Genomic DNA, 20,326 nt, shown 5'->3' on the forward strand with positions numbered 1-20,326 from the left:
AACGCTGTTTTTGTGAGGGTGCAGCCGTAGATCGTCCTGCGGGTAGGACGCTCAAGGTTGTTTTTACCGTCTAGCGCCGAATTGCTGCGAGTTTTAAGGTGTATGCACTTTGGAGGACTACCATGAAAAAACTCATCGGCATCTACACCAGCCCCCGCGCCCATTGGGTCGGCGACGGCTTCCCCGTGCGTACGCTGTTTTCCTACGACTCGATGGGCAAGCACATCAGCCCCTTCCTGCTCCTGGACCACGCCGGGCCGGCCGATTTCACCCCGACAGACCAGCGTCGCGGCGTCGGCCAGCACCCCCATCGCGGTTTTGAAACCGTGACCATCGTCTACGATGGCGAAGTCGAACACCGCGACTCCACCGGCGCCGGCGGCAAAATCGGCCCGGGCGATGTGCAATGGATGACCGCCGCCAAGGGCATCCTCCACGAGGAATTCCACTCCGCCGCCTTCGCCCGCAGCGGCGGTGCGTTGGAGATGGTGCAACTGTGGGTCAACCTGCCCGCCAAGGACAAAATGGCCGACGCGGGCTACCAGACCATCGTCGACGGCGATATCCCCTTGCTGCCCCTGGCCAACGACGCCGGCCACCTGCGCCTGATCGCCGGTGAATTCGCCGGCACCCAGGGCCCGGCGCGTACCTTCACGCCGATCGATGTGTGGGACCTGCGCCTCAACGCCGGCAAGCCCGTCACCCTCGACCTGCACGCCGGACGCAACACCGCCCTGGTGATCCTGCGCGGCACGGTGCTGGTCAATGGCGAAGAAGTCGCACGCCAAGGCCAACTGGCGTTATTTGAACGCGACGGCCGCCAACTCACCCTGGAGGCCAACGACGACGCCAAGGTCCTGCTGCTCAGCGGCGAACCGATTGACGAGCCTATCGTTGGGCATGGACCGTTTGTGATGAATACCGAGCAGGAGATTCACCAGGCGTTTGCGGATTTCCAATCGGGTCGTTTCGGGCAGATGCAGGATTAAGGTCGGCCACAAGGCCAATGTGGGAGGGGCATGCCCCGATGGCGGTGGATCGGGTACGAGGTTCAACCTGACATTCAACTATCGGAGGCAAGCCTCCTCCCACTTTTTTTCGCTATACCCTGGAACGGCATTTCATGCGATCTTCCCGTCATTCGCCCTGGAGTCGCCTGGATGCCCTAATCTTTAAAGATTAGGCGACGTTCAGTTAAATCGATCGACTGAAAAAGCTGACAGCGAAAAGCTTGCTTGTTGACCAATGGCCATATTAGCCAAGGCATCCCCAATAGCCGGCGCAAATTTAAATCCGTGTCCTGAGCACGCAGAAGCGAAATAGGTTGACTCCAGTGCTTTAGATTGTCCTATCAAAAAAGATTCATCGCGACTCATTGTATAGAAACAGTTCTTTGCTTGTGTCGGGATGCCTTCAAGTTTAGGGAATATGGACTCTATGATTGGGGGGATTTCCGTTATATATCTATGTTGTACGGGAACATTTTCCCAGCCGGGGAGCGAGGGACTTTGCTGCCTATTGTGAAAGCCGATTTTTACGTCGGGTTCAGTACTGACTATTGAGGGAACGCCGTAGAGAAGTCCGCCATCCTGCCTCTCGTAAAGAAAAGTGGGAAATTGTTCTTGAGAAAATGGAGTTTCGCAGCCTGCTTTTGGTTTGAACCAATAAATTGGTACTCGACGTGGTTCTAGGAACCTAGTGAGCTCCGGCATAAGGTTGGTAGTGATCCACGGTCCTGTTGTGACTATTACCGAGCCAGCAAAATAAATACATCCACTTTTGGTCGTTACACGCACGCCAGTGCCATGTTTTTCGAGTTTTACGACATGGTTGCCGAATTCAGTGAAAGCGCCATTTAGAACGGCATCGTTCAGCATTGCCAGTCTCGCCTCGCTGGCCGAAATTGCATATGCACCAGGCTCGTAAACAACTGCCATCTCATCCTGTATGTTGAATGCTGGCAAATGCTTTCTAGCATCTGAAGCGATCCATACCTCGTGCTCAATTTTTCCCTTTTTCGCGGTTTCAATGCTTCCGGACACTATACGGCTGGATTTATCTCCGATGAAAACTCCTCCCGTGCGAAACAGCAGGTGTCTTTGAGTTACTTGCTCCAGTTCTTTCCACAGCAAATCAGCGTGATTAAGTAGTTGAAGATATTTTTCGCCCTCCCAGTACGCCCGGCGAAATATCCTCGACGCTCCATGGGAGGATCCGTGGCAATGGCTGGGGCCGGATGCATCGATTCCTAATGATCGGGTGCATTTTGATGCGACTCTCCACAACGCAGCGGCCCCCATAATCCCCAGGCCGATAACGATAACGTCATAGCTTCTGTTCATTTGTGAGTCCTGTTTTTAGAATTTTGGGTGCTTGTAGTGTTGTAAGTTGTGAGGGCGATTAAAATGCTAATTATTATAAGTGGTTATTCTGGTGGTGTGTCTGATGTCTTTTAAGTGTGTGTGAGTATTGAAACTAAAATAAGCGTGGCGGGCAGTATGAATTGTAGGAGGCCAGTTAGGGATAGCGGTATTTTTCCTGTTGAGTAAGACAGCATTAATAAAGGAGCTATGGATACTCCGCCCGCCAGCCAGATTAGCTTGTTTGAGTGGGTGAAAAAATCGCTGGGATACATAACTGGAAGGCTGAATGCTAGAGTAGCTATTGTTAGGCATGCAGTTAAGAATATGGTTTCTACAAGCAGTCCGCTTACCATGTCTAAGGGGGTGAGTTTTTTGATGTAGGTGTAAAGCCCCCATGTTGTAGAGATTGTAATGTAAGTCAAATGGTTTAGGTTGTTGGAGGATATGATTAGCGCGATTATAAGGCTGAGTGCGATTAGTACGGAGAGGGCCTTTTTAAAAGTGATTGACTCGTGGTAAAGTGTTATCCCTAAGGCAATAGAAAAGAAAGGAGCTAACAGGTAGCCAAGGCCACTTTCTAAAAAAAGCCCGTGAATGGAGGCCCAGATGAAAGATCCCCAATTTACTGCGATGAGTAACGAAGCAATGCAATGTAGAAAAACTAATTTTATAGTGAGTTTTTTTATGTTTCTTTTTTGACGAAACAAACCGACGAAAAGAGTGAGGATGGCAGCGGATAGTGTGATTCGATAGGCGATCAATGTTATGGGCGAAATATCGCTGAGCCCTCTCCAGTAAAGAGATGAGATCCCCAGAAGAAAGTTTGCCAGTCCACATAGAAATATGGAAAGCGCGTGCGTTGATCTAGATGTTTTATATGCGTTCATGATCGGTTATTTCTGGTGATGAGAAAATTCGATAATTTCATATGACCAGTAAATATCGCCATTTTTATCGGTGGAGTATGTGGCTAAATCTAAAGCCTGCCACTTTTCAAACTCTAATTTTAAGTGTTTCTCTAGTGCTTTCCAGTGCGTTGAATAATGAATAAGTGGGAGCGTGTGTCGCTCAATTAATTTATAGGTTAATGGAGGGGCGTTGCTATATTTTTGGTTGTACCTTTCCAAAATATCGCGTATTCCTACCAGCGAGTTTAACCCGACAATTGCTACCCCTGTGGGGTTAAGATATTTTGGTAACTCATCAAGAAAGCGGCTTATAACCTCATCACCGTAGAACATACTGTGTATGGGCAACTGGCCTGTCCGGCCTTGGGTTTCCAATCGCTGAATCAGTGATCGAGAGGGTGTTCGCCAACCAGGAGGATTAAAAACGATAGTTTGGAATCGTTGTTCCGAAAGACCATCAAATAAATCACTCACAAAAAAGGAAATGGTCGGTTGTTTGAAGTTGAGATGTTCGTTGATTTTTGCCTGTGTAATGGATTTTTCGCAGATATCTGTAGCTGTAATATCATTGCCACCGAGCTTGCGCATCAATAGCGCAAGGACTCCACTTCCTGTGCCAATATCCAAAAAACTGCTATTGAGGTTTTTTGGATTTAATGATTGTACTAGGTAATTTCCTAGTCTTATGCCTGCACGGCTCACTTTAAAGACGTCAGGAGCCTGAGTCAGGCTCACGCTTTGCCCTAAGCCAAAATAAATTTTATAGGGCTCATCAAGACATTTCTTGCAGTTATTTTCAACGTGAAAATTACCTGTCGAGCCATGATCAATTAATCCCAGCATACCTAAGGTCTCCGTCCAAGTTCTCTTGAGCGTGCACAGGCGTATTTCAGCCCGTCCATAATGATTGCTTGTACCTTTTTCTCCTTGAAAAAACTTATGGCTTTTTCTGTTGTTCCATTTGGCGTCATGACGTTTTCACACATTTTTGCTGGCGACTCTTTATACGACTCCAGAAGCGCTGAGGATCCTCGCAGAGTTTGCGCAACCATGGAATAAGCGTCAGGTTTGTCGAAGCCTGCCATCAAAGCGTACTCAATAAGAGCTTGTGCAAAGTAAGAAACGTAGGCGGGGCCTCCGCCTACCAACGCTGTGGCATCGTCAATGAGATTTTCCTCTTCCACGATGAGAAAACTACCGAGTTTCGAGAATAGTTCGTTAACGACTCGCCTGTTTTTCTGCGTAGTTCGGGGTGCGTACATTAATACACTCATGCCTTCGTTGACAGCGCAAGAAAGATTTGGAATGGCTCGGCAGACTTGGGAGGTTTTAAGATGGCCTACGAGATCAGATAGATTGATTCCTGCCATGACTGAAACTGTTATTCCGGCATGATGCTTAATCTGCGAATTGATTTCTGCGAATTTTATAAATGCTTGGGGTGGGATGGCCAGAATCATGACTTTCGAAGCTGAGTGCTCTGGTAAGCTGTTTATTACATGGATGCCCATATCTTCCATTTCTTTGTCGTGGACATGATTAAGGTCAATAGCTGCTATCGATATGTTTGGAGATGATTGTATTAAACCGGTAGCGATTGCATACCCCATATGGCCCGCCCCAATAATTGAAACGTCTTTTGCTATGGTCATGATTAATTTCCTATTGGCTTTCGCTTACAGCCTCGTACTAAATTTTGTTATTTTCAAAGCAATCACGTCCCAAAGACATGTAGTACATTTCTTGTGGTCTTGGATCGTGAGCGTGTTTAGACTGAGTGGTTTGAATTGTTCGTGATGTTTGTAATGTGTTTAGACGCTTCTTCAGAATTATCTGAAGGAAGTTGTATATGCTAATACCCCCTCAGTTAAAACTCTCCTGTCTGTGGTTTTCGAATCACTGTGCCATTGCCCGAATATTTTTTCTGCGCTATACCCGCAACCTCTATTTCATGCGATCTTCCCGTCATTCGCCCTGGAGTCGCCTGGATGCCCTCATTTATCACTGATCACCCGATGCTGTGCGCCGTGGCGCTGATCTTTATCGACATCGCCGTGTGGCGCCTGATCTCTGCCGACCTGGCCAATTGGAAGCTGGCTGCGCGACTGGCGATTTTTGCCGTGTTCAGTGCCGTGCTGTTCAACGACGGCATGAACCCCATGCAACTTGCGCCCTATGCCGATAGTACCGCCTTGCACCTGGCCGCCACGGCCCTGCAGATCGGCTGGTGGCTGTTTGCGGCGCGCACGCTGACGGTGTTGCTGGGCGCGGTGATGATGCAGCGGGTGGGCCACACCGGGCGGTTGTTGCAGGACTTGATGGGCGCGGTGATTTTCCTCATCGCGATCATCGCCGCCATGGCCTACGTGCTCGACCTGCCGGTCAAGGGCGTGCTGGCCACCTCCGGTGCGGTGGCGATCATCGTCGGCCTGGCGTTGCAAAGTACCCTCAGCGATGTGTTTTCCGGGATTGTGCTCAACACCACCAAGCCTTATCAGATCGATGACTGGATCTCCATCGACGGCACCGAAGGGCGGGTCACCGACATCGACTGGCGCGCCACGCGCCTGCAAACCTCCCAGGGCAGCCTGGCGGTGATTCCCAACTCCCTGGCGGCCAAGGCCAAGATCATCAACTTTTCGCGCCCGGCGGATATGTTCGGCCTGGCGGTCAGCCTGCAGGTCAGCCCCCATGCACGTCCGCAAACCGTGATCGAGGCACTGGAGCGTGCGATGCAGGGGTGCCGGCCCCTGTTGGCCAAGCCGGCGCCGAGCGTGGCGTTCAAGACCTCCACCAGTGGCGGCGTGGAGTATGAAATCAGCGGCTTCGTGCCAGCCATGGCCCTTAAGCGCGAGGTGCGCAACCAGCTCTATGACCTGGCGTTCCGGCACCTGCAAGCGGCGGGCGTGGGCGTGCTGTCCGCCACCGAGAGCAGCGCGCCACCGGCCATGTCCGCCGCGCGGGCGTTGCTGGAGCGTTCGTCGATTTTCTCCACCCTGCGCCAGGAAGAGAAAGATACCTTCAGCCAGAACATGACCCTGCACACCTACCGCGCTGGCGAGATGATCCTGCCGGCGGGGGAAGTCAGCGATCATTTGTTTATCGTCGAGTCCGGCGTGGTTTCGGTGATGTTGACCAAGGGCGGCCATGTATTCGAAGCCGGGCGCATGGGGCCGGGAGAAGTGATTGGCGAGGCCGGGATCCTGTCCGACCAGGCTGCGCTGGCGGACTTTTCCGCCAAGACCTTCTGCACGCTGTACCGCATCGAGAATGAATACTTGAAACCGTGCCTGGACGCGCGTCACGACATCGGCGAGGCGATGAAGGCGCTGCTGGATTTCCGCCTGCACGCCGCCCAGGTCCTGACCCAGGAAGCGCCGGTGGTGCCGGTGAAAAAGGGCTTTTTGCAGTGGTTGCGCAAGCGCGGTCTGTGAGAGGCGAGGGCCTGAAAGGCCTGATGCATGAGCTCAGCCAAGGTCATCATGTTTACCGCATCTTTTCCAGAGTTTCGCCACGATGTCGCGGTGCTGCTCCAATCTGAGGGTGTTTTTGCCATTGCTCAGCGTTATTGCCAATTCCCCGTTGAAATCGACATTTTGAGTCTCCAGCCGTCCACCGGTTACTTGCGCAGTCGCATAGGTAATGACTTGGAAGAGGGGAAAGTCTTCGGAGAGCGCACTCATCGGGCCGATGGAGGAATGCCTGCGAAAATTTGCGATTTGTGTGTGGCTGAACTGTTGCAGCGGGAGTTCCAGCACTTTTTCGCCTAATACCAGGGGGTGCTTGCCTTCGAAGACATACACATCCATATGCTGGGATTTGTGCTGGCGACGCGTGATGATCAAGCGAGTGAGGTAAACCTGTTCACCTTCACATTCGGTGAATATCTGGCACAGGCTGTTTTCCAGGTAGGCCGGCGGTTGTTCATCGAGCCAATAGAGGCCGAGGAAGTAGGAAATCGTAAAAACTCCGCCAGTTGAGTGGGCAGCAAACAAGGATCTATCGCCGTTCATGTAATCGCGCGTGGATTGCGCAACCACCGAGAGCGCATTGTTGATTGCTCTAACTATGTGCTCGAGAGGGGCCTTTTTGATGCTTGGCAGCGGGCTTTTCAAGTAACCAGAGACCTTGTTGATCATGCGTACCAGTGGCTCCTTGCCGCTGCCAATCATGACTACGCGGCGAAAGTGGCTCCCCAGGTAGTGCTTGGCCTGTTCGCTGGCGCAAAAACTGACGCGCCTGCGTCGGCTCAAGTAAACAATGATAAAGCTGGCGGCCAAGCCCGCTTGTTTGATTGCACATTTGATTCTCTGGTTGATATCCCGAGAGTAGTCCTCTTGCTGGATAGCCAGTTCGACCATATCAAGGATTTTTCGAGCATCTTCGATATTTCCGGCATACATCAGGTAGATGTTCGCCGGCGACTCCCAGAGCTTCAGGCCCAGGCCTACAGGAATATCCCCAGTGGAGCCTATGCGGGTTTCCAAGCCACTAACGGGGGTAACAGGCGGGGTTGGCGATCCCTTCTCGTTACTGACCAAGTGGTCTGTGAAGGCAATAGGGAAGCTTGTAGCAAACATCAACGATGCGACGGTCATGCGGGGCAACTCCTGTCATCAAGGCAGTAACATCCAATGCCGGGTATCTTGTCAGATGTACCGGGCAATGAGCCATGGCGATGCCGGTTTCTTGAATGTCTCTGACCACTTAAGGGCTCGACCTTGATTCGACTCACCGAGCGGCTGCGACCCGTTTGGCGCGTTGCTGGGGGATCAATGCCGGATCGGCGCTGATGCGGTGCTGGCGCCTGGCAGTGTCGTGGGGCGTGGGCGGGTGTTTGATGCCGAGGCGTCGGTATAAACGCGAAGTTGAAAAGATCATGGTGTCCCGGCACGATATTAAATAGAATGAATCTCATTTGAGACTCAATCGCGCCGTGCAGGTTGTTGCCATGAATGATGCTGTTGTCCCCACGCACGCTCCTGAACTGACGCTATCGAGCTTGTACCGTGACCATCGCAGTTGGCTGGAAAGCTGGCTGCGGCGGCGCTTGGGCAATGCCTGGGATGCGGCCGACCTGAGCCAGGATACGTTCCTGCGAGTGCTTGCCAGTGCGCAGCCGATTGCACAGATGCAGGAACCCCGGGCGTACCTGGTAACGGTGGGCAAGCGCCTGCTGGTGAATTTTCATCAGCGCCGCAGCCTCGAACAGGCGTATCTGAATGCCCTGGCCAGCTTGCCCGACACCTGTGTGCCGTCGCCCGAACAGCGCTGGCTGGTGCTGGAAACCCTGCAAGCCCTGGATGAATTGCTCGACGGCTTGCCCGTGCTGGTGCGCCGTGCATTTCTATGGAGCCAGCTGGAGGGCCTGGGTTACCGCGAGATTGCCGAGCGCCTTGACGTGTCCGAACGTACGGTGAAGCGTTACATGGCCCAGGCCTACGAGCATTGTTTGCTGGTGGAGCTGTGAGCCGCGACGTCGCGCGCGCCGCCGCCCAGTGGCTGGCGCTGCTCGAATCCGGCGCGGCGACCGAGCGCGATCACGCCGCCTTGCAGCACTGGCGCGACAGCCATCCCCAGCATGAACAGACCTGGCAAAGAGCCCAAACCCTGCGCCAGTGTTTCAGCGATTTGCCCCAGGCGCTCGCCATGGCCAGCCTCGACCGCCCGCAACCGGGGCGACGTGCCGTGCTCAAGCGCGCCCTGGGGGTGGCGGCGCTGGTGCCGGCGGCCTGGCTGATCAGCCGCCAGTTGCCCATCGACGCCTGGCGTGCCGATTTGCACACCGCTACCGGCGAACGCAAACGCCTGCCGTTGGCCGAGGGGGGCAGCCTGCAACTCAATACCGCTACAGCCGTAGACGTGGACCTGGCACAACGGCGCATCACCCTGGTCGACGGTGAGCTGGCGCTGAACGTTCCGGGCACGGCGGCGATGACGGTGCAAACCCGCTACGGCCAATTGCTCGTCAGCCAGGCCGAGGTGTGCGTGCGGCAACTGCCTTCCGGCTGCCTGGTGTCGGTGCTCAAGGGCACGGTGCAGGTGCGTGATTTGCGCGCAAACCTGGCGACATTGCAGGGGGGGCAGCAAGCGCCGTTGAAAGCCGCCGGGCTTGGCGCCTCAGTGCCCTTCGATGTGCTGCAATTAGGCTGGCGCGATGGCGTGTTGACCGCACAGAACCAGTTGCTGGGGGATTTTCTGCGCGAGCTGGAACGCTATCGTCCGGGCGTATTGCGCTGGGATCCCAGCCTGGAAACGCTGCGTGTGACCGGCAGTTTTCGCCTGGATGACACCGACCGCATCCTCAACTTGCTAGCCTCGACCCTGGGGCTGGAGGTGCAAGCTCGAACCCGTTATTGGGTGAGCCTGCGCAAGGCGGCGTAATGCGGTTTTATGGCCTGCCTGCTTGTTGTGGTGAGCAGGCTTATTGTGGTGAGCGGGCTTGCTGTGGTGAGCGGGCTTGCCCCGCGCTGGGCTGCGCAGCAGCCCCAATCAGGCTCCCTGTGTTCTGTCAGGTAAACCGCAGCGCCTGGTTTTGGGTCTGCTTCGCAGCCCAGCGCGGGGCAAGCCCGCTCACCACAGATTACCGGTGGCCCATTCTTTCTTGGTCAGTGCTTGCGCAGCGCCTCCAGCCGTGCGGGCAGGTCTTCCTCGGGGAAGCGCGCGTGCAACGCCAGCAATTTTTCATCCGCGGCTTTGCTTTCACCCGCTTCACGCAAGCGCACGATCGCCTGTAACTCTTGTTCCAGCGACGGCAACGCTGACGGTGCGCGCTTGCTGAGTCTGGCGCTCGATTCATCTGCCAACGCACCTGCCATCTCAGCCTGAACCGGCGCACGTTCAGCCTTGGGCGCGGCGGCGATGCGCGCCATCGGCGCCGGTGCGGACAACGCTTGCGGTGCCGGGCGGGCGGTTTCCTCGTGTATGGCGGAGAAGGTCGCCGTGGAGATTTCAGGTTGCGGCACGGGCGAGCGCGTGACCACGCCGATCATCAGCGCCAAGCCGGCCACGGTGGCGAATGCCATTTGCCAGCGCGGGCGTTGGCAGGCGTGCAGCCAGCGTTGCCACAGGCTCGGTTGCGGTGCCGGGGCTTCGCGGCGGGCGGTGTTGAGGATGAAGGCGTCGAGGGACGCGGGCGGCTCGCCGGTGCTGTGTTGACGGTAATGCTGGAGCAGCACGTCGTCGGTGTCGGGCGTATGTCGGGAGTCGGTCATGCAAGTATCTCCTCGGCCAGCAGGCGGCGCAGTTTCTGCTGGGCGTAACGCAGGCGGCTTTTGACGGTTTCCAGCGGGGCTTGGGTGAGGGCGGCGATTTGCGGCACGTCGAGGTCGCCGTGCAGGCGCAGCAGGAAGACTTCGCGCTGGTCTTCGGGCAAGCCTTGCAGGGCGGCGTCGAGGCGCGCCTGGTCGCGGCTCAGGCTCAGCTGTTGCTCGGGGCCGGCGCTGTCGTCGGCCTGGGCGTGCAGTTGCTCATCGTAGCTGTCGTGCAGCGGGTTGTGGATGCCGTGCTTGCGCCAGTGGTCTATCAGGCGGTTGCGGGCGATCTGGAACAGCCATGTACGAAAACTCGCCCGGCCTTGTGGCTGGGTGCTGCTGCGGATCAGGCTGAGCCAGGTGTCCTGGTAGATTTCCTCGGCCAGTTCGGCCTTGTTGCTCAGGGACACGAGGAAGCGGTAGAGGCCTTGGCGATGCCGCGCGTACAAGGCTTCGAACGCGGCGGCGTCACCGGTGCGGTAACGGGCCAGCAGCGATTCGTCGCTGGGTGGGTCATCTGGAACAGCCATGCAGGGGGCGAACTCCTTTTATAAATTTAACGCTGTTCAAGTGTGGGAGGGGGCTTGCTCCCGATAGCGGTGTATCAGTAACAGATGTATTGACTGGCCCACTGCCATCGGGGGCAAGCCCCCTCCCACATTTGATCAGTGTCCTGTTTGAGATCAAGGTTTCAGGCTTTGGGCCAGTTCCACCAGTTGCACGAACTCGTTGCGCAGGCCGAACGGGTCATCGCCCCGGGCCGAGCGGGCCAGTGCGGCGGTGTCCTTCAAACTCATGCTGCCAGTGTAGCGGCCATCGCCCTTGAGCTGTTGGGCGAAGGCGGCCACCGCCGCCGAGAAGCGCAGGTCGTCGCTGGCCTGGGTGGTTTCGTGGCGGATGGGCCGTTCGATCAAGCGGCTGTCACCGCCCGTGGCGGGCTTGTAGCGCACGCGCAGCATCGCCAGTTCATCGGATTTACCTCCGGCCGCAAGCGCAGTGGCGTAGCGCAATGGCTCCAACCAGCCCTTCTGGCCCTTCGGCACAATTTCATACAGCGCGGTCACGGTATGCCCTGCGCCGATCTCACCGGCATCGACTTTGTCGTTGTTGAAATCCTCACGCTTGAGGGCGCGATTTTCATAGCCCAGCAGTCGATACTCGCTGACCTGTGCCGGGTTGAATTCCACCTGCACTTTCACATCCCGCGCGACCACCGCCAGGGTTGAACTGAGCTGGTCCACCAGCACCTTGCGGGCTTCGCGCAGGTTGTCGATATAGGCGTAATTGCCATCGCCGGCATCCGCCAGTTGTTCCATCAGGTGTTCGTTGTAGTTATCCACACCGAAGCCGAGGGTGGTCAGGGACACCCCGCTTTTACGCTGCTCGACGGCCATTTGCTTGAGGCTGTCGAAGTCACTGACGCCCACATTGAAGTCACCGTCGGTGGCCAGCAGGATGCGGTTGATGCCCTTGTCGATAAAGCCTTCGCGGGCCATCTGGTAGGCCAGTTCGATACCGGATGCGCCTGCCGTGGACCCGCCGGCGGTGAGTTGATCGATGGCATTGCGGATCCTGGCCTTGTCGCGCCCCGATGTGGGCTTGAGCACTACGCGGGACTCACCGGCGTAGACCACCAAGGCAACGCGGTCCTGATCACGCAACTGGTCCACGAGCAATTTCAGGGTGCTTTGCACCAGCGGCAAGCCTTCGCGGCGATCCATGGAGCCGGACACATCCACCAGGAACACCAGGTTGGCCGGCGCCAGGTCCGCCACAGCGCGGTCGGACGCCTTGAGGCCGATGCGCAACAGTTGGGTATGCGGGTTCCACGGCGTGGCGGCGACTTCGGTGGTCACGCCAAACGGTGAACCGTCAGTGGGCAAGGCGTAGTTGTAGGGGAAGTAGTTGACCATTTCCTCCAGTCGCACAGCGCCTTCGGGCGGCAGGCTGCCTTGGTTGAGGAAGCGTCTCACGTTGGCGTAGCTGCCTGTGTCGACATCCACACTGAAGGTGGACACCGGCGTCTCGGCCACGCGATGCACCGGGTTGTCCGGCAGGTTGGCGTATTGCTCGCGGGGTTCGCTGCGGTAATCCATCGCCGCTGATTCCTGCATGCGCATTGGCGCGGGCATTGCCATGCGCTTGACCAAGGCGCCCTGGGGCGACGCGCGTTGCAGCTCGGCAACGGGCTCGGCCGGTTTGGCCAACTCAGGGGACGAAGACAGCCCACACCCGGCCAGCGCCACCACCAGGGTGACGGCAAAGCCTTGGGCAGCAGGACGCGGGAAGAGCAGAGGACGGGACATGGGCTGAACCTCGTGAATGAATGATCCGTTCACAAGGTCAGACGCAAGGTGCGGGATGTTCGGGTTAACCCTGATTCAAATAACACCACAGTTGGTCTGTGGTGTTCTCAGAATCCGGATATCAGTCCGTGCCGTACTTCGGGTTACGCGGGCCGTACAGGATCCCCGCGCGTTGGCCAGGCGACAGCAGGCGTGCACTGGTGATGCCGGCAATCGGGTGCGCCGCATCGGTGGAGCTGTTGATCACCTGCTTGACCGCCGCGGTGATCAGCATGCCCACCAGGCCGCCGCTGTTGTTGTTGCCTTCTTCGCTGGAGGCCCGAGCCGAACCGGTCCACAGGGTGGTGCCGGTGCGCAGGTCCACCAGTTTGGCCGAGGCCGTCACGGCGGTGTCGCTGGAGATCAGCATGTACTTGGTGCCGTACTCGCTGACGGTGATGTAGAGCGCCGCGTCCGCGCCGAAGATGTCATGCAGCTTGGCCGGTGGCACGCCCTGGATATCGTTGGCGGTGGTCAGGCCGTTCTGGCGGAAGGTTTCGTCCACCAGGGCAATCGGCAGCACGTAGTAGCCGGCTTCGGCCAACGGGTAGGTCACTTGCGAGACCAGGCTGTACGAGGCCTGCACTTCCGGCGACTCGTTGATCGGCGGCAGTACCAGGATCGACTTGGGCCGCGCCTGCTTGTACGCCGTGTAGTCAATGGTCTTGGGCGCTGCGCAACCGCCGAGCAAAGCCAGGGCCAGCAAGGCACCGGTGAGTTTCAACAGGCTCATTTAGTGGCCACTCCGGTCTTGGCGTTTTTCAGCAGGAAGTCCATGTACGAAGCAGACTCGGGGAACAGCGCCTTCTCGGTGCGGAACTCCTGCACCATCTGGTCATCCTTGCCCACGCTCAGGTACAGCATGCCCAGGTGCGCGTGGTAACCCGGCGGCGCCTTGCGGCCGCTGGCGTTGATCTTTTGCAGATCACGCTCCAACGCCTCGACCTGCGCTTCCTTGGGCTCGCCCTTGAAGTACTCGTAAACCTGCGGCTGGTAGCTTTCCCATTGATACAGGGGCTGGGGCGCCGTGTGGCACCCGGCGACCGCCGCGATCGCTGTCAGCATCAGCGCCAACTTCACTGCCTTGCTCATCCGTGTACTGCTCCTTGAGGTGCTGTTGATCAGTTGCGCGGGTTCCAGGCGCCGGCGTTGATGCCGTCGACCAGGCGGTTGATGGCTTCGCGCATGGCCAGGTCGAGGACCTTGCCATTGAGGGTGGAGTCGTAGCTGGCGGTGCCGCCGAAGCCGACCACTTCACGGTTGGACAGCGCGTACTCACCGGCGCCCTGGGTGGAATACACCACTTCGGAAGTGCTGATGTTGACGATGTTCAGTGCGACCTTGGCGTAGGCCACTTGGGTCTTGCCACGGCCGAGGATGCCGAACAACTGGCGGTCGCCGGTCTCTTTGCGGCCGAATTCGGTCACGTCGCCGGTCACTACGTAGTCAGCGCCCTTGAGCTTCTGCGCGGTGCCCTTGATCGCGGCTTCCTGGGAGATTTCGCCCATGTTGTCGCGGTCCAGCACGCTGAAGCGGTTGGTCTGCTGCAGGTGGGTAATCAGGATGGTCTTGGCCTGGCCACCGAGGCGGTCGACGCCGTCGGAGAAGATGCCGCGCATGTAGCTGGAGCGGTTGTCGAACTTGCCCACGGCGATGGGCACACGCACGCCGGAATAGGCGACGTTGGCGCTGGCGACCTGTTCCACCGGCATGGCGCGGTTGCTCTCCGTGGCGCAACCGGCCACGGTCAACAGCGCTGCGGCGGTGAGGCCGGACAGCAGGATTTTGGACAGTGTGTTCACGGGGTGCTCCTGGGGGTGGTAAATCGGTAGTGGGCAACGTTAGCGAGACGGGATGTCGCGCAGATCATCGACGATGTCGCGGCTCAACACGCCGGTATAAAAACGCTCGACGCTCGAGTTACCGGAGTTGGTGATGATCCCGCCCATGGTTTTCCATTTCTGCGCTTCACCCATCACGCCGGCAGGCACAAGGTTGTTTCGCGTCTTGGCAAAATGCAGGACCTCGCCAGCGCCCTTCTTGACCTTGACCCGATAGCTGAAATCGACAGCGGCCAGAATGGTGTTGTCATCAACGATCAACGTCGAGAGACCGCCTTTGGAGTCGGGGATATGGCGCGTGTAGACGATGCTGATATCCAACAGGTAATCGGCCTTTTCCTTGCTGGATGCATAACGCTTGGCGCTGAGCAGGCGGTCGACCAGATCGACACCGAGTTGCTGGCGAACCTTGTCATCCGGCAGGAAGCGCTCATTCTTGCCCACCACCTCAACATCAAACGTGTCGAGCCAGTACGTGGCGTTCTTGGGAATCGTGACCGGTGCCGGAGAGATGTAGTACTCCGGCTTGGAGGCGCAGCCCGCCATCAGGCAGGCGACGAGGAATACGGCAAACATGCGCATGTCTGGATTCGTCCCTGAAAAGTATCGTGCTTTAAACAATCGCGGCATTTTACGGAGTTGAGAGCGGTTCTCAAGGTGTTTCGTCGGTTGCCGTGCGGTGGCGCACATTCCCTCAAGTTATGGGGATACGGGTCGAGACAGTAACTTGGCTTGCTCACTTATAGGGACATTGCGTGCTTAATACTCTGCTTCGGGCTACGGCCCTGATCGCTGCGCTGTCGATGACCGGCTGCGTTTCCTACACCGTCACCGGCCCCATCGCCGCCCCGCTCCACCCGGTCGCTGTCAGCAGCCCGCGCAGTGCACAAATCGCCGATGTGACGGTGAGCGCCGCCGACGTCAACGAAGCCAACAAGGCCGCCATCAGCAGCTCCCTGACGGCCCAGATCACTCAGTATGTGCGTACCGGGGGTTACTTCAAGCAGGTCACCGAGTACCCGGTGCGCCTGGGCGAGCAGGACGTGACGCTCAAATTCAACATGACCGCCCTCAAGGGCCATCGCGCGCCACACCCGGCGTACGTACCCGGCGCGCTGCTGACGCTGACCATCTGGATCTGGGTCAACGGCCCGATCTACGTGGACAGCTTCGAGGTGGCCGGCGACCTGGTGATCGTCGACCGCAACGGCAAGGAACTGGCCAAGGCCAAGGATTCGATCAAATTCGAACACAACGTCGGGCTTTACAGCGGCCAATACTGGGCACCGTCGATGGGCGGCCAACAGCTGACCAAACTGGTCGGGCAACTGCTCGACACCGCCACCGCCAACCTGGCCAAACCGTAATTTCAAGGAGTGATGCATGAAAGGATTGATCAAACACAGCCTGGTACTCGCCGCCGTCCTGCTGACTGGCTGCGTGTCCTATTCGCAGCACGAATTGCCCGCCGTACAAACCTGGCCACCGACCGCCAACGCGCCGGCGCAAAAGCCCACGGCGTACGTGCACACCACCGCGCAGAACCACGTCAACGACGGCCCGGGCAACGCGGCAGTCGGCGCCCCGGTGGCGCTGTGGGAAAAGGCCGTGGCCGATTCGTTTCGCCAGTCCAACCGTTTCTCGCGAGTAAGCACTGACAAGGTCGACTCGGATATCTACGTCGATGCCACGCTGCACAACAACGAACAGTTCAGCATGGCCTCGGCGATCATCACCGGCGCGACGTTCTTCATCATCCCGAGCACAGCGAAAAACACCTTCACCCTGGAGACAGTGTTCAAGGACAAGGATGGCAAGGAGCTGGGCCGCGTCAAAAAGAGCGAATCAGTGCGCACCTGGATGCACCTGGTACTGATCGTGGGCATCCCGTTCCAGGCGGACACGCGGGAAGTGGTCGAGGCGCTGACGCGCAGTACGCTGGATGAAGCGGTGCAGCGCAAGTTGCTGTAACCCCGCCCCTGTAGGAGCGAGCTTGCTCGCGAAAAACCGGAGAACACCGCAGGCATTCAACATGCCCGCGGTATCGTTGCCAGCCTCAGCTCACTTGATCAGGTCAGGTCGAGAGGTCTTGAGCATCGCTGCGCTCACCGCGCCCTGAACCGAGCAGGTGATCATGCCATTGCTGGTCTTGGCCAGGTCACCGGGTGCGGGCTCGACCATCAAGATGCGTTCGGCCGTATCGGTGACCAGCTTGCCCGCGTTGTCATCGCCGCCTTCCGGCACCCAGGCTGATTGCTTGTGCGACCAGATCTGCGCACGCGCGTAGATACCGTTGGCTTTCTCCAACGCCGTACCCGGTACTTTACTCAGCTGTGCGTAAAGCGCGTCGGGCGCCTGCTCGGTGTAGAAACCCCAGTTGATGATGCGCGACCCCATCAGGTCCTGGTCTTCGGCGAAAAAGCCGGTCAAGGTCATACCGTCAAGCGTCAGCGGCGTGTCGAACATCCAGCGCTGGCCCATATCGGATTTTGTGCCGCCGCTGAGCGTGATCTTGCCGTTCTCCAGCTTATGGGCAACACGCTCCTTGAGCCCTGCCTGGCTTACCACCGCCAGGGAGTTCTGGTCGCAGGCGAGAAAACTTTGCAGGGCAGGCGCCGCGGCGAAGCTGCTGGTGCAGGTCGCCAGCGCAGTGAGTGAGATAAACAGACGATACAGTTTCATTGACAGCTTCCTTGGGTCTAAATAATTGCGGGCCGGAAAGTTCAGGCGCATAGCGGGGGATTTGCGTCCATACGGTGCCACTCCGGCTTATGTCGTGGTCAATCAACGAGAGTTGAAGAATCGCGTGTCAGCCCCTTACCAAGCTAAGTGTGCAGGGCGGATGAACAGCGACAACGGCCGAGCTCGGGCCCGGCCGTCTTAAGCGTTTTTAGTTACTTGCTTTCTTTTGCCACGGTGCCCAAGGACGCATCCTTGACCAGATAACGGCCTTCCAGATCGCTCAGCACTTTGAGACTGTTGCGCGCCACGGCGAAGCCCATTTCGACTTCCTGCTTGAGGTAAACCACCTCACCCGCCTTGACGTCGATTGGCATGTCCGCCCAGTTTTCAGCCTTGGAGCTGATCACGTGCTTGCCCGGCGTCACGAAAAAATAGATGTATTGGTTACCGCGGTTGTAACCCATCTCCGAGTCGGCTTCCTTGTCATCCAGGAACACGTTGAACCGTACCAGCATCCCGACGTTGCTAGGGCGTACGACATACACCAGGCCTTTATCGGCCACGGCAGCCTTGGGCAGCGCATAGCCCGCCACGTCAGCCTGCATCTTCTCTACCGACGGCGTCGAAGAACAGCCAAACAGCGTGGCCAGGGACAGAAGGACAGCGGCTTTGCAGAACAACTTGATCATGTATTTCTTCCTTGTGGGTAGCGGTGGGGCGGTTTCGAAAACGCTGGCGAAGGCCGATTCAGATTTTTGATGCGCCTGGGCATCGCCAGTGTGTCGGCAGTGGGTGGCATTGCATGAGGCATTGTGCCATTACTCTGATGCCTTGCGCGGTTTTGGGTGAGGGGCTTATAGTCCGGCCGTCGTCCAAATGGCGATCAGGTTTGGCGACCTGACAACAGAGTGCAAAAGCAATCCGCTTTCATGCAGGTGTTTTTGCACCCGCAAAGCCGTGCCTTTTATGGCGGCTGTGCGCGGGAGACCTTCGGGTCTGCCGGTTTACTCTGTTGCCGGTTCGCCAACCTGCGTACAGCTGCCACCCATTCGTTTGGCGACGATTGAGTGGTGGTCTCAACCACTTAACAGAGTGCCAATTATGAACCGATACATGCCCCTGACCGGCCACGACTGCACCGTCCCCGCCCTGCTCATCGACACCCAAGCCCCCCTCGACGTCCTCCACGACGCCGCCGTGCACCGCATCCAAGCCGTCACCCAACTCCTGGAAAACCTGGCCTTCCGCGATCAGCTCAGCAGCGATGCCGTGGTGCTGCAGGACTTTGCCCATCTGCTGGCGATTCCGCTGCGCGACGGCTGTGATTTGTTGGATGTGATCAGTCGCAGGCTGAACGCCAACCCGTCCTGAGTTAAACCGGGCGGCCCGTCCAGGTCGCCCTGCTCAGGCATTGATAACAATCGTCTTGGCCAACATATCGCCCAAGCGACGACGCAGGCCGAACAGTACAAAAAGACCGTCCAGCACACTGAACAGCAGCTTCGGAACATTGCGCAGGAACGACTGGAACAACGTGCAGTTCATGGGGTACGGATAACCCACCACGGCCGTGCGGCACACCCGCTTGCCCAGGCTCTGGCCATTGGGCAAGGCATCGCAAAACAGGTAGTACCCGAAGGCTGAAAACAGCAGCACATAGTGGAGGCCATCAAACAATGCCGGGCCTCCTGCAGAGCCCAGATAGAAATAGGCATAGTCCAGGTTTCGGTTCAAAAACAGCAGGAAAAGCACCACGGCCATATCGATGAAATAGCCGAGCAGGCGCTTGCCTGGGCTGGCGAGGTTCCAGGTGCCTGCGGCCGATACTGATTCGCTCATACCGTCATTTATCCAAAAGTCGAAGAGATGTCATCGAGGACGGCACACGTTGTACATGCCCGCTCGCGTCCATACGCGGTGGCTCTAACCTCACGGCGTTTGTGGCGGTTCTGAATGTGAACGGGCGCAGATTTGCTCCCACCCTTTCTCAATCGTGCCCGTGTACTTACCGCACGACGCGCCCTTTAGCTGAGCGTCCATAAAGTCCTGCTCCGGCCCGACCCACAGCAGGCCAACCAGATAGGCCACCCCGGCCGCAAACACCAGCAACGCCGATGTCCAAGTCAGCATGAATCGCAGCGTGGCGGCGGCGGTTCGAGACCGTTCAAACACACACGCGAACAACAACCCGATCCCACCCCAGACGAAACCCGCCGCGGCCGTGCCCAACCAAGACGAATCACGATCGAGGTAGGCCCAGGCCAGGATGAATGCGATGGCGCTGACGCACATCAGCAGCAGGCACAGCCACTGGGCAATCCGACAGCCGATACTCGAAAAGCTCATGGGAACGTCGTCCCGATACGCGCTCGTTCATTCGAGAACCAGATGCCGGTGACCTTGCCCACCACATCATCAAGCGCAACCTGGCCCATAAAGCGGCTGTCGTTGCTGACATCCCGGTTGTCGCCCAACAGGTACACATGCCCCGGCGCTACCTGGAGTGGCGCCAACTCAAGGGAGTAGTCCTTTTTGACGCGCTCAGCCGGTGCGTGAAACAAACCCAGGTTCTCACCGTTGCGGATCAGCTCGCCATTGACGATGGCCAGAGTGTCACCACCGATTCCCGCCACCCGTTTGACCGCCTCGGTGCCGTTCCAGCGATACACCACGATATCCCCCACTTTGGGCACGCCAGCCCGCAGGTCCGACATGATGTAGTCGCCAATCGACAACGTCGGCACCATCGACCCCGACGGAATGTAATAGTTTTTGAAGCCCAGCAACGGCACCCGAAAGACGTCCAGCGTCAGCACCAGGACCACCACCACGCCGACGTACAGAGCATGGAAGCGTTGTAAGCGCTCCATAAACCCCACCTGTTCAAAAATAGGCGGCGCGCTTAGCTAGGCGATGCGGGCGAACAGTTCCACG

General features: G+C 57.7%; 24 protein-coding genes and 1 pseudogene. 8 read left to right on the top strand and 17 right to left on the bottom strand.

Annotated features, from left to right (window positions below; all coding sequences use genetic code 11):
- The first annotated feature begins 122 nt into the window (after nt 1–122).
- Nucleotides 123–989 carry a pirin family protein gene (locus tag AC07OP_RS24180; protein ID WP_027607933.1) on the top strand — a complete coding sequence of 289 codons (867 nt, stop codon included), beginning with the start codon at nt 123–125 and terminating at the stop codon, nt 987–989.
- Nucleotides 990–1,190: 201 nt separating this feature from the next.
- Here the strand turns inward: AC07OP_RS24180 and solA are convergent, their stop codons facing one another.
- The 4 genes from solA to proC all read right to left on the bottom strand — a co-directional run bounded on the left by solA (nt 1,191) and on the right by proC (nt 4,923).
- A complete protein-coding gene (solA, locus tag AC07OP_RS24185; protein WP_495101539.1) occupies nt 1,191–2,342 on the bottom strand; it encodes an N-methyl-L-tryptophan oxidase in 1,152 nt (383 codons plus the stop codon).
- A 110-nt stretch (nt 2,343–2,452) separates the two neighbouring features.
- Nucleotides 2,453–3,250 carry an EamA family transporter gene (locus AC07OP_RS24190; RefSeq protein WP_147296077.1) on the bottom strand — a complete coding sequence of 266 codons (798 nt, stop codon included), beginning with the start codon at nt 3,248–3,250 and terminating at the stop codon, nt 2,453–2,455.
- 6 nt (nt 3,251–3,256) lie between these two features.
- Nucleotides 3,257–4,114, bottom strand: a complete 858-nt coding sequence (locus AC07OP_RS24195) for a methyltransferase (RefSeq protein WP_495101538.1) — start codon at nt 4,112–4,114, stop codon at nt 3,257–3,259.
- 2 nt (nt 4,115–4,116) lie between these two features.
- Nucleotides 4,117–4,923 carry a pyrroline-5-carboxylate reductase gene (proC, locus tag AC07OP_RS24200; protein WP_495101537.1) on the bottom strand — a complete coding sequence of 269 codons (807 nt, stop codon included), beginning with the start codon at nt 4,921–4,923 and terminating at the stop codon, nt 4,117–4,119.
- Between the two features lie 336 nt (nt 4,924–5,259).
- Here proC and AC07OP_RS24205 point away from each other — a divergent pair, with 336 nt between their 5' ends.
- Nucleotides 5,260–6,705: a mechanosensitive ion channel domain-containing protein gene (locus tag AC07OP_RS24205; protein ID WP_495101536.1), complete on the top strand. Its 1,446-nt coding sequence runs from the start codon at nt 5,260–5,262 to the stop codon at nt 6,703–6,705.
- A gap of 33 nt (nt 6,706–6,738) precedes the next feature.
- Here AC07OP_RS24205 and AC07OP_RS24210 read toward each other — a convergent pair whose 3' ends face one another.
- Nucleotides 6,739–7,869 (bottom strand): hypothetical protein, encoded by a 1,131-nt coding sequence (locus AC07OP_RS24210; RefSeq protein WP_115489177.1) that lies wholly within the window; start codon nt 7,867–7,869, stop codon nt 6,739–6,741.
- Between the two features lie 139 nt (nt 7,870–8,008).
- On the opposite strand from AC07OP_RS24210, the pseudogene AC07OP_RS24215 reads away from it, so the two are divergent.
- The 3 genes and pseudogenes from AC07OP_RS24215 to AC07OP_RS24225 all read left to right on the top strand — a co-directional run.
- A pseudogene (locus AC07OP_RS24215) lies at nt 8,009–8,131 on the top strand (LpxA family transferase); the annotation flags it as partial.
- 91 nt (nt 8,132–8,222) lie between these two features.
- Entirely contained in the window at nt 8,223–8,741 is a 519-nt protein-coding gene (locus tag AC07OP_RS24220) for a sigma-70 family RNA polymerase sigma factor (protein ID WP_108574478.1), read from the top strand.
- Nucleotides 8,738–9,655 carry a DUF4880 domain-containing protein gene (locus AC07OP_RS24225; RefSeq protein WP_115489178.1) on the top strand — a complete coding sequence of 306 codons (918 nt, stop codon included), beginning with the start codon at nt 8,738–8,740 and terminating at the stop codon, nt 9,653–9,655. Before AC07OP_RS24220 ends, AC07OP_RS24225 begins: the two co-directional genes overlap by 4 nt.
- A 224-nt stretch (nt 9,656–9,879) precedes the next feature.
- Here the strand turns inward: AC07OP_RS24225 and AC07OP_RS24230 are convergent, their stop codons facing one another.
- The 7 genes from AC07OP_RS24230 to AC07OP_RS24260 all read right to left on the bottom strand — a co-directional run bounded on the left by AC07OP_RS24230 (nt 9,880) and on the right by AC07OP_RS24260 (nt 15,292).
- Nucleotides 9,880–10,485, bottom strand: coding sequence for a hypothetical protein (locus AC07OP_RS24230; RefSeq protein ID WP_495103272.1), 606 nt, complete (start codon nt 10,483–10,485; stop codon nt 9,880–9,882).
- Nucleotides 10,482–11,054 (bottom strand): RNA polymerase sigma factor, encoded by a 573-nt coding sequence (locus tag AC07OP_RS24235; RefSeq protein ID WP_495103273.1) that lies wholly within the window; start codon nt 11,052–11,054, stop codon nt 10,482–10,484. The genes AC07OP_RS24230 and AC07OP_RS24235 overlap by 4 nt, the downstream gene beginning before the upstream one ends.
- 153 nt (nt 11,055–11,207) lie before the next feature.
- Nucleotides 11,208–12,830, bottom strand: coding sequence for a vWA domain-containing protein (locus AC07OP_RS24240; RefSeq protein ID WP_495103274.1), 1,623 nt, complete (start codon nt 12,828–12,830; stop codon nt 11,208–11,210).
- 121 nt (nt 12,831–12,951) lie between these two features.
- A complete protein-coding gene (locus AC07OP_RS24245) occupies nt 12,952–13,602 on the bottom strand; it encodes a DUF799 domain-containing protein (protein ID WP_027608085.1) in 651 nt (216 codons plus the stop codon).
- Nucleotides 13,599–13,961, bottom strand: a complete 363-nt coding sequence (locus AC07OP_RS24250; RefSeq protein WP_495103275.1) for a DUF4810 domain-containing protein — start codon at nt 13,959–13,961, stop codon at nt 13,599–13,601. The genes AC07OP_RS24245 and AC07OP_RS24250 overlap by 4 nt, the downstream gene beginning before the upstream one ends.
- 29 nt (nt 13,962–13,990) lie before the next feature.
- Nucleotides 13,991–14,671, bottom strand: coding sequence for a CsgG/HfaB family protein (locus tag AC07OP_RS24255; protein ID WP_027608087.1), 681 nt, complete (start codon nt 14,669–14,671; stop codon nt 13,991–13,993).
- A 39-nt stretch (nt 14,672–14,710) separates the two neighbouring features.
- Nucleotides 14,711–15,292 (bottom strand): hypothetical protein, encoded by a 582-nt coding sequence (locus tag AC07OP_RS24260; protein ID WP_065926307.1) that lies wholly within the window; start codon nt 15,290–15,292, stop codon nt 14,711–14,713.
- Nucleotides 15,293–15,465: 173 nt separating this feature from the next.
- Here AC07OP_RS24260 and AC07OP_RS24265 point away from each other — a divergent pair, with 173 nt between their 5' ends.
- Together AC07OP_RS24265 and AC07OP_RS24270 are read left to right on the top strand one after the other, a co-directional pair.
- Nucleotides 15,466–16,077 carry a hypothetical protein gene (locus AC07OP_RS24265; RefSeq protein WP_408012425.1) on the top strand — a complete coding sequence of 204 codons (612 nt, stop codon included), beginning with the start codon at nt 15,466–15,468 and terminating at the stop codon, nt 16,075–16,077.
- 16 nt (nt 16,078–16,093) lie between these two features.
- Nucleotides 16,094–16,681 (top strand): hypothetical protein, encoded by a 588-nt coding sequence (locus AC07OP_RS24270; RefSeq protein ID WP_408012424.1) that lies wholly within the window; start codon nt 16,094–16,096, stop codon nt 16,679–16,681.
- A gap of 90 nt (nt 16,682–16,771) precedes the next feature.
- Here the strand turns inward: AC07OP_RS24270 and AC07OP_RS24275 are convergent, their stop codons facing one another.
- Both AC07OP_RS24275 and AC07OP_RS24280 read right to left on the bottom strand, forming a co-directional pair.
- A complete protein-coding gene (locus AC07OP_RS24275) occupies nt 16,772–17,392 on the bottom strand; it encodes a hypothetical protein (protein ID WP_495103276.1) in 621 nt (206 codons plus the stop codon).
- Between the two features lie 212 nt (nt 17,393–17,604).
- Nucleotides 17,605–17,997 carry a DUF2846 domain-containing protein gene (locus AC07OP_RS24280; RefSeq protein ID WP_495103278.1) on the bottom strand — a complete coding sequence of 131 codons (393 nt, stop codon included), beginning with the start codon at nt 17,995–17,997 and terminating at the stop codon, nt 17,605–17,607.
- 508 nt (nt 17,998–18,505) lie between these two features.
- Between AC07OP_RS24280 and AC07OP_RS24285 the strand changes: the two genes are divergently transcribed.
- On the top strand, nt 18,506–18,763 hold the full coding sequence (locus tag AC07OP_RS24285; RefSeq protein WP_145336111.1) for a hypothetical protein: 258 nt from the start codon (nt 18,506–18,508) through the stop codon (nt 18,761–18,763).
- A 33-nt stretch (nt 18,764–18,796) separates the two neighbouring features.
- On the opposite strand, the gene AC07OP_RS24290 is transcribed toward AC07OP_RS24285, so the two are convergent.
- From AC07OP_RS24290 to lepB, 3 genes are all read right to left on the bottom strand, one after another.
- Nucleotides 18,797–19,231: an RDD family protein gene (locus AC07OP_RS24290; protein ID WP_092490030.1), complete on the bottom strand. Its 435-nt coding sequence runs from the start codon at nt 19,229–19,231 to the stop codon at nt 18,797–18,799.
- A gap of 90 nt (nt 19,232–19,321) precedes the next feature.
- A complete protein-coding gene (locus AC07OP_RS24295) occupies nt 19,322–19,738 on the bottom strand; it encodes a hypothetical protein (RefSeq protein ID WP_092490029.1) in 417 nt (138 codons plus the stop codon).
- Nucleotides 19,735–20,262 (bottom strand): signal peptidase I, encoded by a 528-nt coding sequence (gene lepB, locus AC07OP_RS24300; RefSeq protein ID WP_495103277.1) that lies wholly within the window; start codon nt 20,260–20,262, stop codon nt 19,735–19,737. Before lepB ends, AC07OP_RS24295 begins: the two co-directional genes overlap by 4 nt.
- Between the last annotated feature and the right edge of the window lie 64 nt (nt 20,263–20,326).

The sequence above is a fragment of the Pseudomonas sp. GW821-FHT09D08 genome, from assembly GCF_059416305.1.

Bases quoted from the DNA above. Each gene is read 5' to 3' on its own strand.
- AC07OP_RS24180 (WP_027607933.1), top strand. From the start codon at position 123: ATGAAAAAACTCATCGGCATCTACACCAGCCCCCGCGCCCATTGGGTC.
- solA (WP_495101539.1), bottom strand. From the start codon at position 2,342: ATGAACAGAAGCTATGACGTTATCGTTATCGGCCTGGGGATTATGGGG.
- AC07OP_RS24190 (WP_147296077.1), bottom strand. From the start codon at position 3,250: ATGAACGCATATAAAACATCTAGATCAACGCACGCGCTTTCCATATTT.
- AC07OP_RS24195 (WP_495101538.1), bottom strand. From the start codon at position 4,114: ATGCTGGGATTAATTGATCATGGCTCGACAGGTAATTTTCACGTTGAA.
- proC (WP_495101537.1), bottom strand. From the start codon at position 4,923: ATGACCATAGCAAAAGACGTTTCAATTATTGGGGCGGGCCATATGGGG.
- AC07OP_RS24205 (WP_495101536.1), top strand. From the start codon at position 5,260: ATGCCCTCATTTATCACTGATCACCCGATGCTGTGCGCCGTGGCGCTG.
- AC07OP_RS24210 (WP_115489177.1), bottom strand. From the start codon at position 7,869: ATGACCGTCGCATCGTTGATGTTTGCTACAAGCTTCCCTATTGCCTTC.
- AC07OP_RS24220 (WP_108574478.1), top strand. From the start codon at position 8,223: ATGAATGATGCTGTTGTCCCCACGCACGCTCCTGAACTGACGCTATCG.
- AC07OP_RS24230 (WP_495103272.1), bottom strand. From the start codon at position 10,485: ATGACCGACTCCCGACATACGCCCGACACCGACGACGTGCTGCTCCAG.
- AC07OP_RS24235 (WP_495103273.1), bottom strand. From the start codon at position 11,054: ATGGCTGTTCCAGATGACCCACCCAGCGACGAATCGCTGCTGGCCCGT.
- AC07OP_RS24240 (WP_495103274.1), bottom strand. From the start codon at position 12,830: ATGTCCCGTCCTCTGCTCTTCCCGCGTCCTGCTGCCCAAGGCTTTGCC.
- AC07OP_RS24245 (WP_027608085.1), bottom strand. From the start codon at position 13,602: ATGAGCCTGTTGAAACTCACCGGTGCCTTGCTGGCCCTGGCTTTGCTC.
- AC07OP_RS24250 (WP_495103275.1), bottom strand. From the start codon at position 13,961: ATGAGCAAGGCAGTGAAGTTGGCGCTGATGCTGACAGCGATCGCGGCG.
- AC07OP_RS24260 (WP_065926307.1), bottom strand. From the start codon at position 15,292: ATGCGCATGTTTGCCGTATTCCTCGTCGCCTGCCTGATGGCGGGCTGC.
- AC07OP_RS24270 (WP_408012424.1), top strand. From the start codon at position 16,094: ATGAAAGGATTGATCAAACACAGCCTGGTACTCGCCGCCGTCCTGCTG.
- AC07OP_RS24275 (WP_495103276.1), bottom strand. From the start codon at position 17,392: ATGAAACTGTATCGTCTGTTTATCTCACTCACTGCGCTGGCGACCTGC.
- AC07OP_RS24280 (WP_495103278.1), bottom strand. From the start codon at position 17,997: ATGCAGGCTGACGTGGCGGGCTATGCGCTGCCCAAGGCTGCCGTGGCC.
- AC07OP_RS24285 (WP_145336111.1), top strand. From the start codon at position 18,506: ATGCCCCTGACCGGCCACGACTGCACCGTCCCCGCCCTGCTCATCGAC.
- AC07OP_RS24290 (WP_092490030.1), bottom strand. From the start codon at position 19,231: ATGAGCGAATCAGTATCGGCCGCAGGCACCTGGAACCTCGCCAGCCCA.
- AC07OP_RS24295 (WP_092490029.1), bottom strand. From the start codon at position 19,738: ATGAGCTTTTCGAGTATCGGCTGTCGGATTGCCCAGTGGCTGTGCCTG.
- lepB (WP_495103277.1), bottom strand. From the start codon at position 20,262: ATGGAGCGCTTACAACGCTTCCATGCTCTGTACGTCGGCGTGGTGGTG.